Annotated in this window: 13 protein-coding genes and 1 pseudogene; 2 read left to right on the top strand and 12 right to left on the bottom strand. The window is 70.0% G+C overall.

Translation table 11 applies throughout. The annotated features are described in order from the left end of the window. Positions 1–120: 120 nt before the first annotated feature. From ADK86_RS33755 to ADK86_RS33740, 4 genes are all read right to left on the bottom strand, one after another. Positions 121–495, bottom strand: a complete 375-nt coding sequence (locus ADK86_RS33755) for an FKBP-type peptidyl-prolyl cis-trans isomerase (protein ID WP_053700040.1) — start codon at positions 493–495, stop codon at positions 121–123. Between the two features lie 57 nt (positions 496–552). Then, on the bottom strand, positions 553–1,542 hold the full coding sequence (locus ADK86_RS33750; protein WP_053700064.1) for an FKBP-type peptidyl-prolyl cis-trans isomerase: 990 nt from the start codon (positions 1,540–1,542) through the stop codon (positions 553–555). 171 nt (positions 1,543–1,713) lie between these two features. After that, a complete protein-coding gene (gene pafA, locus ADK86_RS33745; RefSeq protein ID WP_030595448.1) occupies positions 1,714–3,075 on the bottom strand; it encodes a Pup--protein ligase in 1,362 nt (453 codons plus the stop codon). A 9-nt stretch (positions 3,076–3,084) separates the two neighbouring features. Continuing rightward, entirely contained in the window at positions 3,085–4,353 is a 1,269-nt protein-coding gene (locus ADK86_RS33740) for an MFS transporter (RefSeq protein ID WP_053700039.1), read from the bottom strand. 129 nt (positions 4,354–4,482) lie between these two features. On the opposite strand from ADK86_RS33740, the gene ADK86_RS33735 reads away from it, so the two are divergent. Then, positions 4,483–5,526: a LacI family DNA-binding transcriptional regulator gene (locus ADK86_RS33735; protein ID WP_053700038.1), complete on the top strand. Its 1,044-nt coding sequence runs from the start codon at positions 4,483–4,485 to the stop codon at positions 5,524–5,526. A 118-nt stretch (positions 5,527–5,644) separates the two neighbouring features. On the opposite strand, the gene prcA is transcribed toward ADK86_RS33735, so the two are convergent. From prcA to arc, 6 genes and pseudogenes are all read right to left on the bottom strand, one after another. Then, on the bottom strand, positions 5,645–6,430 hold the full coding sequence (prcA, locus tag ADK86_RS33730; protein ID WP_053700037.1) for a proteasome subunit alpha: 786 nt from the start codon (positions 6,428–6,430) through the stop codon (positions 5,645–5,647). Between the two features lie 64 nt (positions 6,431–6,494). Next, positions 6,495–7,340 (bottom strand): proteasome subunit beta, encoded by an 846-nt coding sequence (prcB, locus tag ADK86_RS33725; RefSeq protein WP_053700036.1) that lies wholly within the window; start codon positions 7,338–7,340, stop codon positions 6,495–6,497. A 78-nt stretch (positions 7,341–7,418) separates the two neighbouring features. Next, positions 7,419–7,469: pseudogene (locus ADK86_RS45820) on the bottom strand (hypothetical protein); the annotation flags it as partial. A gap of 271 nt (positions 7,470–7,740) precedes the next feature. Further along, complete coding sequence (locus ADK86_RS33720; protein WP_003981605.1) at positions 7,741–7,959, bottom strand: ubiquitin-like protein Pup; 219 nt, start codon at positions 7,957–7,959, stop codon at positions 7,741–7,743. Between the two features lie 177 nt (positions 7,960–8,136). Further along, complete coding sequence (dop, locus tag ADK86_RS33715; protein WP_078952438.1) at positions 8,137–9,648, bottom strand: depupylase/deamidase Dop; 1,512 nt, start codon at positions 9,646–9,648, stop codon at positions 8,137–8,139. 276 nt (positions 9,649–9,924) lie between these two features. Beyond that, on the bottom strand, positions 9,925–11,691 hold the full coding sequence (gene arc / locus ADK86_RS33710) for a proteasome ATPase (RefSeq protein WP_053700063.1): 1,767 nt from the start codon (positions 11,689–11,691) through the stop codon (positions 9,925–9,927). A 241-nt stretch (positions 11,692–11,932) separates the two neighbouring features. Here arc and ADK86_RS33705 point away from each other — a divergent pair, with 241 nt between their 5' ends. Then, positions 11,933–12,220 carry a ferredoxin gene (locus ADK86_RS33705; RefSeq protein WP_030376102.1) on the top strand — a complete coding sequence of 96 codons (288 nt, stop codon included), beginning with the start codon at positions 11,933–11,935 and terminating at the stop codon, positions 12,218–12,220. 15 nt (positions 12,221–12,235) lie between these two features. Here the strand turns inward: ADK86_RS33705 and ADK86_RS33700 are convergent, their stop codons facing one another. Beyond that, entirely contained in the window at positions 12,236–12,823 is a 588-nt protein-coding gene (locus ADK86_RS33700) for a hypothetical protein (protein ID WP_053700034.1), read from the bottom strand. A 185-nt stretch (positions 12,824–13,008) separates the two neighbouring features. Continuing rightward, positions 13,009–13,917: a tRNA (adenine-N1)-methyltransferase gene (locus tag ADK86_RS33695; protein WP_030595480.1), complete on the bottom strand. Its 909-nt coding sequence runs from the start codon at positions 13,915–13,917 to the stop codon at positions 13,009–13,011. Positions 13,918–13,971: the final 54 nt, after the last annotated feature.

Here is a 13,971-nt window from a genome sequence, read left to right as displayed (position 1 = left end):
ACCTGCGGCAAAGCCGAGGGGCCACAGAGCTGTGGGCGGCGACGGCCGAGGGCCCGTACCGGACGGTACGGGCCCTCGGTGGGCCGGCCGCCGCTGTGCCGCGGCCGGGTGCCGCCGTTCTCAGACGGAGATCAGGTCGCAGACGAAGATCAGCGTCTCGCCCGGTGCGATCCGGCCGCCACCGGCGCCCCGGTCGCCGTACGCCAGGTGCGGGGGAATGGTCAGCCGACGGCGGCCGCCGACCTTCATGCCCTGTACGCCGCGGTCCCAGCCGGAGATGACCTGGCCGGCGCCGAGCTGGAACTCCAGCGGCTTGCCACGGTTCCAGCTCGCGTCGAACTCCTCGCCGGAGCTGTAGGCGACCCCGACATAGTGGACCTTGACGAAGTCCCCCGCCTTGGCGACCGGCCCGTCCCCCTCCCACAGGTCCACGATCTCCAGGTCGGTGGGGACCGGGCCCTCGGGGAAGTCGATCTCGGGCTTGTCGATGTTCACGAAAGTGCTCCTACGAAAGAATCTGCACAGCTACGGGCACAGTCTGGCAGATCATGTTCAGACGGTGCCGATGATGTCCACGCTGAAGACGAGGGTGTTCTTGTCCAGCCCGCTCTGCGGGTTCCCCCCGTAGCCCAGCTTCGGCGGGATCACGATTTCCACCCGGTCACCGACGTTCTTGCCGACCAGGGCCTGGTCCCAGCCCTTGACGACGGAACCGGTGCCGATCTGGAAGGCGGTCGCCCCGCCGTGGTCCCAGGAGGAGTCGAACTTCTTGCCGTCCTCCCACTTCACACCCGTGTACTGCGCGATCAGCCCGTCACCGGCCTTGACCTTCGGGCCTTTGCCCTTGACCAGCACCTGCTCCTTGAGGTCGGCGGGCGCCTTCTCCCCCTGGGGGATCGTGATCGTGGCGGCCTTGTCGCCCTCCGCCTTCACCTCGGGCATGCCCTCGTCGGGCTTGGCCTGCTCGCCCTCCGCCTTGCCCTTCTTGTCGACCTTCTTGGCTGCGACGATGTCCACGACCCACACCAGGCCGTCCTCCGGCTTGATGCCGAGCTGCGGGTTCAGGTTCTCGCCGACCAGTTCCTTCGCGGTGCCCTCGATCTGGACCCGGCTGCCGGCCTTCTGCCCCGCGATGGCCCCCATCACCTTCGGGGGGAGCTGGGACTGGGCCTGGTCGCTGACCTCGCCGACCACCTGCGTGCGCGGCGCCTTCGCGTCCGCACCGGGCTGCTTCATCCAGGAGCTGCCGAGGTTCTGGCCGGTCTTCATGGCCTGCGCGGCATAGTCCAGCCGGACGAAGTCGCCCTTGTTGACCGTCGCCCCCTTGCCCTCGATCAGCGTCTTTGTGGCCCGTTCCCCGGGCGCCTTGGCGTCCTTCGGCACGGTGATCTTGGGCTGCTCCCCGGCCTTGCCCTCCACCTCGGCGACCGTGGCGGCCGACGAGCCCTTGCCGTCATCGGACCCACAGGCGGCGGTGAACAGCAGGACGGGCACGGCCAGCGCCGCTGCGGCGGCGCGGCGGGTGTTCTTCGTGAGGTTCATGGAGTCCAACTCGGATCGTGGGGCGGGTGGGCAATGGCCGTCACTCTACGACCTCACCCGGGGGGCATTTCCCTACGCAACACAACCGGGCAATACGGCGAAGTGCCGGGAGCGCGGGCGCTCCCGGCACAGCCACGTCCGGCCGTCACCGAATCCGGTGACCCACTGGACTCACATACCGGCGATCAGCTTCTCCACCCGGTCGTCCACGGAACGGAACGGGTCCTTGCACAGCACCGTGCGCTGCGCCTGGTCGTTGAGCTTCAGATGCACCCAGTCGACCGTGAAATCACGGCGCTGTTCCTGGGCGCGGCGGATGAAGTCGCCGCGCAGCCGGGCCCGGGTGGTCTGCGGCGGCACCGACTTGCCTTCGAAGATCTTCAAGTCGTTGCAGATGCGGGCGGCCTGTCCCTTGCGCTCCAGCAGGTAGTAAAGCCCCCGCCGGCGGTGGATGTCGTGGTACGCGAGATCTATCTGCGCCACCCGCGGATGCGACATGGTGATGTTGTTCTTCGAGCGGTAGCGCTCGATGAGCTTGTACTTCATCACCCAGTCGATCTCGGTGTCGATCCGGTCGAGGTCCTGTTCCCGTACGGCTTCGAGCGTACGGCCCCACAATTCAAGAACCCGCTCGACCATGCCCGTGCGGATACCGCGCCGCTCGCAGAAGTCCACCGCCTTTTCGTAGTACTCCTGCTGGACCTCCAGCGCGGACGCCTCCCGCCCGCTGGCCAGCCGCACCTTGCGCTGACCGGTTATGTCGTGGCTGACCTCCCGGATGGCGCGGATGGGGTTCTCCAGGGTCAGGTCGCGCATGACCGTGCCGGCCTCGATCATGCGCAGCACGAGATCGGTGGCGCCGACCTTCAACAGCATGGTCGTTTCCGACATGTTGGAGTCGCCGACGATGACGTGCAGCCGGCGGTAGCGCTCGGCGTCGGCGTGCGGTTCGTCGCGGGTGTTGATGATCGGACGGGAGCGGGTGGTCGCCGAGGAGACGCCCTCCCAGATGTGCTCGGCGCGCTGGCTCACGCAGTAGACGGCCCCGCGCGGCGTCTGCAGGACCTTGCCGGCGCCGCACAGCAGCTGGCGCGTGACCAGGAACGGAATGAGAATGTCCGCGAGCCGGGAGAACTCTCCGTGCCGGGCCACGAGATAGTTTTCGTGGCAACCATAGGAGTTTCCGGCGGAATCGGTGTTGTTCTTGAAGAGATAGACGTCGCCCGCGATTCCCTCCTCGTGCAGGCGGCGCTCGGCGTCGACCAGCAGACCTTCGAGAATGCGCTCACCGGCCTTGTCGTGGGTGACCAGCTCGGTCACGTTGTCGCACTCGGGGGTTGCGTATTCCGGGTGCGAACCCACGTCCAGGTACAGGCGGGCGCCGTTCCGCAGGAAGACATTGCTGCTGCGGCCCCATGACACGACACGGCGGAAGAGGTACCGCGCCACTTCGTCAGGAGACAGTCGGCGCTGTCCCCTGAACGTGCATGTGACGCCGTACTCGTTCTCCAGCCCGAAAATGCGGCGGTCCATGACTGAACATTACGCCTGATGGCCTGCTCTGAAACCGGGTTGGACGGCCTCGTTTCGATCAGTTTCCGCCGTGACCTGCGCGGGCGCGTGCACAGCGGTGTCATCGACGGGGGAAAGAAAGCGCTTTGTCGACACAAGTACGAGCAGCGCGGCCACTCCGCCCGCCCCGGCGACGGCGAACCCCGCGGGCGGGCCGCCCCGCTCCACCGCCGGGCCGACCACCGTCATCCCCACCGCCGAACCGACCCCGAACGTCGTCACCAGCCAGGAGAACGCCTCGGTGACCGTCCCCCGCGGCGCGTGCCGGTCCACCACCACGAACGCGCACGCCAGCGCGGGTGCCAGGAAGACCCCGGCCAGGCCCGTCAGCAGCGTCATCCCCGGCACGCCCGGCGTCAGCGCCAGCGGTACGTACCCGAGCGCCAGCAGGGTCGCCAGCAGCCGCAGCCGGTTCTCCGGACGGCCGGACCACTGCCGCGCGCCGTACACGACGCCGCCCAGGAGGGCGCCGACGCCGAGCGCGGACAGCAGGTAGCTGGAGACCATGCCGCCGCCGTGCTCGTCGGCGTACGCGACCGCCGCCACCGCGATCGACCCCAGCGCCAGCCCGACGAAGAAGAACGAGGCGATCAGCACCAGCATCCCGGACGAGCGCAGCGCCCCCAGCCAGTGCGCCTCGCGCGGCGCACTGCGCCACTGCCGGGAGGGCGGCGACACCACGACGGAGAGCGCGCCGAGCACCCCGATCGCGTTGATGACCAGCAGCGCCCAGCGCTCCGACCACAGCGCCACGCACGTCGTCACCAGCAACGGCCCGACCGCGAACAGCACTTCCTGCGCCACCGCGTCCAGCGCGTACGCGGCGTGCACCCGGTCCTCGCGCTTGAGCACCGACGGCCACAGCGCACGCAGCCCGCCCTCCAGGGGCGGCGTGAAGAACCCGGCGACCGCCATGGCCGCGTACACCAGAGGCAGCGGCTCCAGGCCGATGACCGCCGGCAGCCCCATGGCCAGGGCGGAGAGCACCGCCGCCGGCAGCATCACGCGCGGCTGCCCGTACACGTCCACCGCCCGCCCCAGCAGCGGCTGCCCGATCGCGTTGCCCACCCCGTACACGGCGGACAGCACGCCCGCCAGGACGTAGCCACCGCCCTCCGCACGGGTGAAGAGCACCACGGCCAGCGGCCCGGTCGCGTTCGGCAGCCTGCCGACCAGCGTCCCGGCCAGCAGCCGGGCCGCGTGCCGTGTGCGGAGCAGCTGCGCGTATCCGGCGCTCATGCCCGCCCCTTTCCGTCCGGCGCGCAGCCGGCAGCTAGTGATACGTATAACGTGCGGCGTCATACGTATCATGTCCTAGTCTCGCGGGTCCATACCGCGACGCCGCCCGACGCGAGGAGCCCGACCCCGGTGACCGCCCACGAGCAGCCGACATCCGCCCGCCCCCGCACCGCCGGGCCCCGGGTCACCAGCCGGGACGTCGCCCGCGCCGCCGGGGTCTCGCAGGCCGCCGTCTCGCTCGTCCTCGGCGACAAATGGCGCGGCCGGGTCTCGCCGCACAAGGCCGAATCCGTCCGCGCCGCCGCGCGCGACCTCGGCTACCGCCCCAATCTCGCGGCGCGCAGCCTCCGGATGGGCCGCACCCGCACCGCGCTCCTCGTGGTACCCGCCCTGACCACCGAGTACTTCGCCCGCGTGTACACCGGGGCGGCCCGCGTCGCCGCCGACCACGACTTCGGCGTCGTCCTCTACCCCTCCCCCGAAGGCATCGGCCCGGCGCGCGACCCCTTCGCCTCGGCGCGCTCCTCACTGGACGGCGTGATCGCCGCCGCCATGGCCACCGACGCGCTGGCCGCGCTGCGCGGCGAGGAACTGCCGCTGGTGATGCTCGACAGCGACCCGGACGACCCCGGCGCCACCGCGACCGTCAACCTCGACATCGCCGACGGCGTCCGGCGCCTCGCGGCCCATCTGCTCGGGCTCGGCCATCGCCGCATCACCCACCTCGCCGCCGCCGTCGACTCCTGGACCTTCCGCGTACGGTCCGCGACACTCGCCGAGGCGTTGCGGGGCGTTCCGGACGCGGAGGTGCGTACGGAGCCCGCCGCGCTCAGCGTCGACGGCGGCCTGCGCGCCGCCCACACCGCGCTGACCGGCCCCGGCCCGCGCCCGACCGCCCTGCTGTGCGACGACGACCTCGTGGCGGCCGGGGCCTGCAAGGCGGCGCGCCGGCTGGGCCTGCGGGTGCCCGAGGACCTCTCCGTCACCGGACTCGACGACCTGGCCCTGTCCAGGGCCGTGGAACCGGAACTGACCACCGTCCGGCTGCCCGCCGAAGAGGTCGGCGCCGCCGGCATGCACGCTCTGATGGCCGCGCTGGAGGGCCGCCCGCCCGCGCCGGTCAGCCTGCCGGTGGAGCTGGTCGTACGGGGGTCCACGGGGCCGGTGCCGTAGCGGGCCGGTGCCGTAAACGGGCCGGTACGGCTTCGCCCCGGTACGTCTCGGCCCGCACAACGCGGCGCGCCCCGGCGGGTCGTCCCGCCGGGGCGCGTACTCGCCCGTGTCCGTCCGCTTACGAGCTCTCGGAACCGGACGTGCCCTCGGAGTCCGACGCCTCGTCCGCGGCCCCCTCGGAGCCCTCTCCGGACACCGCGGCACCGTTCTCCTCCAGCAGCCGGGAGAGCTGACGGCCCAGGATGCGCTTGAACTTGCGCTGCTGCGGACGCGTGCGGTCGAGGGTGGCGACCTCCAACTGCTCGGCGGTCAGGGTGCGTTCACCGCCGTTGTTGTCGCGCGAGAGCGACTCGACGGCCAGCTTCAGCGCCTCGCCCAGCGTCATGCCGTCGCGGTGCCGCTGATCGAGATAGCTGCTGATCTGATCGGCGTTGCCACCGACCGCGACCGAGCCGTGCTCGTCCACGATCGATCCGTCGTGCGGCAGCCGGTAGATCTGGTCGTCCTCGGGGGCGTTGCCCACCTCCGCGACGATCAGCTCGACCTCGTACGGCTTCTCGGCGGCGCTGGAGAAGATCGTGCCGAGGGTCTGGGCGTAGACATTGGCGAGGCCGCGCGCGGTCACGTCCGCGCGGTCGTAGGTATAGCCGCGCAGGTCGGCATAGCGCACGCCGCCGATGCGCAGGTTCTCGAACTCGTTGTACTTGCCGACCGCGGCGAAGGCGATCCGGTCGTAGATCTCGCTGACCTTGTGCAGGGCGCGGGACGGGTTCTCGGCGACGAAGACCACGCCGTCGGCATACTGCAGCACCACGACGCTGCGGCCGCGCGCGATGCCCTTGCGGGCGTACTCGGCGCGGTCGGCCATGGCCTGCTGGGGTGAGACATAGAACGGCGTCGACACCGGCTATCCGTCCCTTTCTGTCAATGACTCTCTCAGTGGCGCATGCATGGCGGACTTCCCGTCCTCAGAGCAGCGCGGCGCGCGGGCCGTCGGGCTCGTCCATCCGGCGCTCGTGGACGGCGCGGGCGATCTCCGACACCTCGGCCTCGGTGAACCGCTTGAACCCCTCCTCGGTGATGACCGTGACGATCGGGTAGATCCGGCGCGCCAGGTCGGGGCCGCCGGTCGCCGAGTCGTCGTCGGCGGCGTCGTACAGCGCCTGCACGACGGCCGTGGCGGCCTGGTTCTCCGTGAGGTCGTCGCGGTAGAGCTTCTTCAGGGCGCCGCGCGCGAAGAGCGAGCCGGAGCCCGTCGCCGCGAAGCCGTGCTCCTCCGAGCGCCCGCCGGTCACGTCGTACGAGAAGATGCGGCCCTTCGCGCGGTCCATGTCCCAGCCGGCGAACAGCGGCACCACGGCCAGGCCCTGCATGGCCATGCCGAGGTTGCTGCGGATCATCGTCGACAGGCGGTTCGCCTTGCCCTCCAGGGAGAGTTGGGCGCCCTCGACCTTCTCGAAGTGCTCCAGTTCCAGCTGGAAGAGCTTGACCATCTCGACGGCGAGACCGGCCGTGCCGGCGATGCCGACGGCCGAGTACTCGTCGGCGGGGAAGACCTTCTCGATGTCGCGCTGCGCGATGACGTTGCCCATCGTCGCGCGGCGGTCACCGGCGAGCACCACGCCGCCGGGGAAGGACGCCGCCACGATCGTCGTGCCGTGCGGCGCCTCGACGGCACCCTGCACGGGCAGCGGCTGGCGGCGGCCCGGCAGCAGCTCCGGCGAGTGCTCCCCGAGGAAATCCATGAACGACGAGGACCCGGGCGTCAGGAAGGCCGCTGGTAGACGCCCGGTGCTACGAGTGTTGGCTTCCACACGTTTCCTTCCGGATATATCGGCCGCCCGCCCCAAGACGTCCGGCCGATCCTTGAATTGGCCCAGCGCTGCGTTGCAGCTGAAGCACAGTACGTCCCGGACCTTACCTGTCCTGGGGCCGTGATCCACATGCACGCGGGAACGGACGGGACGACGGCTGCGGCAGCCCTCGCCTCCCGGGTCCCCCGCGCGTGCGGCCCGCGCCCGGCGCGGACTGTGCACACGCGCCCACCGAGCGCGCTCGAACGGCGCCGGGAGCGCGCGGCAGCCTGCGCGGCCACACACTCCCGGAGCCGGGGCCGGAGCCCGTCGGAGCGGTTGTCGTACGGGGCGTACGCGGGCGGTGTGCCACCGCGCCCGCGGGTCCCGCACCCGCCGCCGACGGAAACCGGCACGTGCCTTACTGTCCGCCCTTTTGCACGAAGCTCCGCACGAAGTCCTCGGCGTTCTCCTCCAGCACGTCGTCGATCTCGTCCAGGACGGAGTCGACGTCGTCCGACAGCTTTTCCTGCCGTTCCTTGAGATCGTCCGCGGCCTGCGCGTCCTGCGACTGCTCCTCGACCTCTTCGGTCGAGCGCGTCGCCTTCTGCTGTCCGCCGCCGGTGTCCTTGGTCGCCATGTCCCTCACCCCGCTCGGTTCGCCCCGCTCGATGTGACTGTCAAGATCAGACCCTACAAGCAAGGTCTGACATCGGCCCTGCTCTTCGTCGTCTTCGTGCAACGTCCGGGAGTCACCCCGATGATTCCCGCCAGGGCAACCTTTAGCCCCGGATCGGGTGCCCGATCGGGGCTCCGGTCACCCTCCGGAAAGGACCCGCACCAGGTCCTCGGCGGTACGGCACCGGTCGAGCAGCTCCTTGACGTGATTACGGGTGCCGCGCAGCGGTTCCAGCGTCGGTACCCGTTGCAGAGAGTCACGGCCGGGCAGATCGAAGATCACCGAGTCCCAGGAGGCCGCCGCCACGTCGTCGGCGTACTGCTCCAGGCAGCGGCCGCGGAAGTACGCCCTGGTGTCCTCCGGGGGCGCCTGTGCCGCCCGCGCGACCTCGGCGTCGGTCAGCAGCCGCTTCATCTTGCCGCGGGCCGCCAGCCGGTTGTACAGGCCCTTGTCGGGCCGTACGTCGGCGTACTGCAGGTCCACCAGGTGCAGCCGGGGCGCGTCCCACTCCACGCCGTCCCGGCGCCGGTAGCCCTCCATCAACTCCCGCTTGGCCACCCAGTCCAGCTCGCCGGACAGGCTCATCGGGTCGTGCTCCAGGCGCCCCAGCACGTCCTCCCAGCGGGCCAGGACGTCCTTGGTCTGCTCGTCGGCGTCCGCGCCGAGCCGGTCCTCCACGTACTTGCGCGCCAGCTCGAAGTACTCCATCTGGAGTTGTACGGCGGTCAGCGTGCGGCCGCTGCGCAGCGTGATCAGGTGGCGCAGCGTCGGGTCGTGGGAGACCTGGTGGAGGGTGCGTACGGGCTGGTCGACGGCGAGGTCCACGGCGATGAAGCCGTCCTCGATCATGGACAGGACCAGCGCCGTGGTGCCCAGCTTGAGATAGGTGGAGATCTCGGAGAGGTTCGCGTCCCCGATGATCACGTGCAGCCGGCGGTACTTCTCCGCGTCCGAGTGCGGCTCGTCGCGGGTGTTGATGATGGGGCGCTTGAGCGTGGTCTCCAGGCCGACCTCGACCTCGAAGTAGTCGGCGCGCTGGCTGATCTGGAAGCCGTGCTCGTGGCCGTCCTGGCCGATGCCGACCCGGCCGGCGCCGGTGAAGACCTGGCGGGAGACGAAGAAGGGCGTCAGGTGGCGCACGATGTCCGAGAACGGCGTCTCCCGCTTCATCAGGTAGTTCTCGTGCGTGCCATAGGAGGCGCCCTTGTTGTCGGTGTTGTTCTTGTACAGGTGGATGGGCTGGGCGCCGGGGACCTGGGCCGCGCGCTCGGCGGCCTCGGCCATGATGCGCTCGCCGGCCTTGTCCCAGAGCACCGCGTCGCGCGGGTTGGTGACCTCCGGCGAGCTGTACTCCGGATGCGCGTGGTCGACGTACAGACGTGCCCCGTTGGTCAGGATCACGTTGGCCAGCCCGATGTCCTCGTCGGTGAGCTGGCTGGCGTCGGCGTTCTCGCGGGCGAGGTCGAAGCCTCGGGCGTCCCGCAGCGGGTTCTCCTCCTCGAAGTCCCAGCGGGCGCGTCGCGCCCGGTGCATCGCCGCCGCGTAGGCGTTGACGACCTGGGACGAGGTGAGCATGGCATTGGCGTTCGGGTGGCCGGGGACGGAGATCCCGTACTCCGTCTCGATTCCCATTACTCGCCGTACGGTCATGCGGCCCTCCTTGCCCGGCGGCGCCCCCGGATGGGGTCGGCGCTCAAGTACCGCTGCGCTTCCGGTCCGTGTGCGGCCCCCGCTTCCGCAGTGCGCGACGCGGCGGTACCGAAGAGCCTAGAACGCCTTTGCGGCGGTGGGGAGATCATTACAGTCATTGCTCCAGTCCGGTTTTCACCTGCTCCGTCGCCGCCTTCCGGGGATCACCCCCGCGGCCCCGGAAATGCGTCCGGCTGCGGACGCCCCGTGCAGGACATCCGCAGCCGGTCGGCGGTGTTACAGGTATTGGCCGGTATTCGCCACCGTGTCGATGGAGCGGCCGGTGTCCGCGCCCTGCTTGCCGGTGACCAGGGTGCGGATGTAGACGATCCGCTCGCCCTTCTTGCCGGAGATGCGGGCCCAGTCGTCCGGGTTGGTGGTGTTGGGCAGGTCCTCGTTCTCCTTGAACTCGTCCACGCACGCCTGGAGCAGGTGGGAGACGCGCAGACCCTTCTGGTTGTGTTCGAGGAATGCCTTGATGGCCATCTTCTTCGCGCGGCCGACGATGTTTTCGATCATCGCACCGGAGTTGAAGTCCTTGAAATAGAGAACTTCCTTGTCGCCGTTGGCGTAGGTGACCTCAAGGAAGCGGTTCTCCTCGGACTCCGCGTACATCTGCTCGACGACCGACTGGATCATCGCGCTGACCGCGGCCGAGCGGACTCCGCCGTGCTCGCCGAGGTCGTCGGCGTGCAGCGGCAGGCGCTCGGTGAGGTACTTCGAGAAGATGTCCTTGGCGGCCTCGGCGTCCGGACGCTCGATCTTGATCTTGACGTCCAGGCGGCCGGGGCGCAGGATCGCCGGGTCGATCATGTCCTCGCGGTTGGAGGCGCCGATGACGATGACGTTCTCCAGGCCCTCCACACCGTCGATCTCGGAGAGCAGCTGCGGGACGATGGTGTTCTCCACGTCCGAGCTGACCCCGGATCCGCGGGTGCGGAAGAGGGAGTCCATCTCGTCGAAGAAGACGATGACGGGGGTGCCCTCGCTCGCCTTCTCCCGGGCCCGCTGGAAGACCAGGCGGATGTGCCGCTCCGTCTCGCCGACGTACTTGTTCAGCAGCTCGGGGCCCTTGATGTTGAGGAAGAAGCTCTTCCCCGCGGGCTTGCCGGTCACCTCGGCGACCTTCTTGGCGAGCGAGTTCGCGACCGCCTTGGCGATCAGCGTCTTGCCGCAGCCGGGCGGCCCGTAGAGCAACACGCCCTTGGGCGGGCGCAGTTCATGCTCCTTGAACAGGTCCGGGTAGAGGTACGGGAGCTCGACCGCGTCACGGATCATCTCGATCTGGCCGCCCAGACCGCCGATCTTCGTGTAGTCGATGTCCGGGACCTCTTCGAGGACGAGCTCCTCGACCTCGCTCTTCGGGATGACCTCGTAGACGTAGCCGGAGCGCGGTTCCAGGAGCAGGGCGTCGCCGGGGCGGATGGTGATGTCCAGCAGCGGCTCGGCGAGCCTCACCACCCTCTCCTCGTCGGTGTGCCCGATCACCAGGGCGCGCTCGCCGTCCTCCAGGATCTCCTTGAGGGTGACGATGTCCCCGGCGTTCTCGTACTCCATGGCCTCGACCACGTTGAGCGCCTCGTTGAGCATGACCTCCTGGCCACGCCGCAGCTCGTCGAGGTCTACGCTCGGGCTGACGTTCACGCGGAGTTTTCGGCCTCCGGTGAAGATGTCGGCCGTGCCGTCCTCGTTCGCCTGCAGGAAGACGCCGAAGCCGGCCGGCGGCTGCGCCAGCCGGTCGACCTCCTCCTTGAGGGCGACGATCTGGTCGCGCGCCTCGCGCAGCGTGTTGGCGAGTCGCTCGTTCTGTGCCGAAACGCCGGCCAGGTTGGTCTGCAGCTCGACGATCCGCTCTTCGAGAATCCTCGTGTGACGCGGAGAGTCGGCGAGCTTGCGTCGCAGGACGGCGATCTCCTGCTCGAGATAGGCAACCTGGCCGGCAGGGTCGTCAGACCCCCGCCCCGGCCGGATGCCGCGGTTGATGTCGTCGTCGTGGGCTGCCACGGTCCTCACCTCCTCCAAGGGGAGCTGGACGCTTCCTGACCCTACCTGGGCCGGTGCAGGTTGAAACCCCTAGATCGAAAAGACTGTCGGGGCGTGTCCGATCTTCACCCTTGCGCACGTCCTCACCTCAGGGGGATACCCACCCAACAACATCAGAAAGCGGACGGTTGTATCGTCGAGACGGTCAACACCCGTCAGGGTGGGCCCCATTTGATTCACGTACGCAGGAACGGCAGGCGAGATGACGGCGCAGGACGAAGCACTGGAGGTCTGGATCGACCAGGACCTCTGCACCGGCGACGGCATCTGTGCGCAGTACGCGCCGGAGGTCTTCGAACTCGACATCGACGGTCTGGCGTATGTGAAGAGCGCCGACGACGAGCTGCTCCAGGAGAAGGGGGCCACCACCCCCGTACCCCTGCCGCTGCTCAATGACGTACGGGACTCCGCGAAGGAGTGCCCGGGCGACTGTATCCACGTACGCCGCGTCTCGGACCGGGTGGAGGTCTACGGGCCGGACGCGGAGTAGACGCAGTGTGACCGATCACACACCGGCGGTGTCGGAGGGGGCGGGAAGTTCGCTCTGGACGAACTTCCCGCCTTTCCATTGCCACTTGGTCCGCGCGCGGACGTCCGGGCAGCAGCGCGGCACATCGGTCGTGGAGTAGCCCAGCAGGGTCGCGGTGACCTCACCGCCGCGTACGGCGAAGCCCTCGACGCTGCGCTGCTGTGCGGGCGCGAGGAGGGTCGCGGCGACCCGCGGGGCGCCCTTGCCCGTCGCGGGGCGGGCCAGGACGTACACGCCGCTGGGAGGGGTGCCCGTCTCGGTGTGGCAGCGGACCACGGCGACGGTCTCGGCGCTGCCGTCGCCGTCGAGGTCGCCGGTGGCGCTGTCGACCACGTCGAGGCGGTTGGGGCCGCAGTCGACCGGGTACCTGGCGGCGTGCGGATCGGGGGCCGGGCCGACGGCGGCCGCGCGGGCGCCGGAGGCGGCGTCGGTGGTGGCCGTGGCGTCGGGCGGCTGGACGAAGGAAGCGGTCGCGACGGCCGCCGCGAGGGCGGCGGCGGTGGCGAGCCAGTGCAGGGCGCGGGTGCGGGTGTGCGGGAGGTCCTGGCCTGCCGTGGGCTGCACGCGGGGTAACTCCTGTGAAGAGCTGTGGCGGTGGGAGTGCCCAGCATCGTTCCACAGGGCGGGCCGCCGGGGAACACCCGGGCAGGGCTTCCGCCCCCCTGAACGACGCGGCGCCGCCGACGGTTCCCGTGGGGCGGGAACTCGTCGGCGGCGCCGGATGGTTCGGGTGGTGCGTACGGGGCGCGTCAGCCGCGCTCCGCGCCCCCGCTGGAGCTGCCGGGGCCGGTGTAGTCCTCGCCGTACGCGCCCTTCGCCGGGCGGCGCCGGCGCAGCGGCGGCTCGACGCCGTCCGCGAGACGGCGGGCGGTGAGCAGGAAGCCGGTGTGGCCGATCATGCGATGGTCGGGGCGGACGGCCAGACCCTCGACGTGCCAGGTGCGGACCATGGTCTCCCAGGCCGACGGCTCGTTGAAGGTGCCGTGCTCGCGGATGGCCTCGACCGTACGGGCCAGCTGCGTCGTGGTGGCCACGTACGCGCACAGGATGCCGCCGGGGACGAGCGCCTTGGAGACGGCCTCCAGGCACTCCCAGGGGGCGAGCATGTCCAGGATGACCCGGTCCACGTCCGTGTCCGAGAGGTTGTCCTGAAGATCACCGACGGTGAGCGTCCACGCCGGGTGCGGACCGCCGAAGTACCGCTCGACGTTCTGCGTCGCGATCTCGGCGAAATCGGCGCGCCGCTCGTAGCTGTGCAGCATGCCCTGGTCGCCGATGGCGCGCAGCAGGAAGCTGCTGAGCGACCCGGACCCCACCCCCGCCTCGACGACGCGCGCGCCGGGGAAGATGTCGGCCATCGCCAGGATCTGCCCCGCGTCCTTGGGGTAGACCACGGCGGCACCGCGGGGCATGGACAGGACGTAGTCGGGGAGCAGCGGGCGCAGCGCGAGGTAGGCGACGTTCCCGGTGGTACGGACAACACTGCCCTCGGGAGCACCGATCAGCTCGTCGTGGGGGAAGGCTCCCTTGTGGGTGTGGAAGCTCTTGCCCTCTTCGAGCGTGAACGTGTAGTGGCGTCCCTTGGGGTCGGTGAGCTGGACCTGGTCCCCGACCTTGAAGGGCCCGCGACGGCGGGCGGCACCGGTCGGTTCGGACATGTGACCAGCCTACCGGGCGCGGGGAGCGGTTCGGACCAGGTGGTGGGGTGGGGG

The organism is Streptomyces sp. NRRL F-5755 (assembly GCF_001279365.1).
GTDB lineage: Bacteria > Actinomycetota > Actinomycetes > Streptomycetales > Streptomycetaceae > Streptomyces > Streptomyces rimosus.
Note: the sequence above shows the minus strand (reverse complement) of the source record. Positions and strands in the feature narration are given on the sequence as shown.

What these genes read in the sequence shown, in the direction of transcription:
- ADK86_RS33720 (WP_003981605.1), bottom strand. Translation starts at nt 7,959, where the DNA reads ATGGCGACCAAGGACACCGGCGGCGGACAGCAGAAGGCGACGCGCTCG.
- ADK86_RS33695 (WP_030595480.1), bottom strand. Translation starts at nt 13,917, where the DNA reads ATGTCCGAACCGACCGGTGCCGCCCGCCGTCGCGGGCCCTTCAAGGTC.
- ADK86_RS33740 (WP_053700039.1), bottom strand. Translation starts at nt 4,353, where the DNA reads ATGAGCGCCGGATACGCGCAGCTGCTCCGCACACGGCACGCGGCCCGG.
- pafA (WP_030595448.1), bottom strand. Translation starts at nt 3,075, where the DNA reads ATGGACCGCCGCATTTTCGGGCTGGAGAACGAGTACGGCGTCACATGC.
- ADK86_RS33705 (WP_030376102.1), top strand. Translation starts at nt 11,933, where the DNA reads ATGACGGCGCAGGACGAAGCACTGGAGGTCTGGATCGACCAGGACCTC.
- ADK86_RS33750 (WP_053700064.1), bottom strand. Translation starts at nt 1,542, where the DNA reads ATGAACCTCACGAAGAACACCCGCCGCGCCGCCGCAGCGGCGCTGGCC.
- dop (WP_078952438.1), bottom strand. Translation starts at nt 9,648, where the DNA reads ATGACCGTACGGCGAGTAATGGGAATCGAGACGGAGTACGGGATCTCC.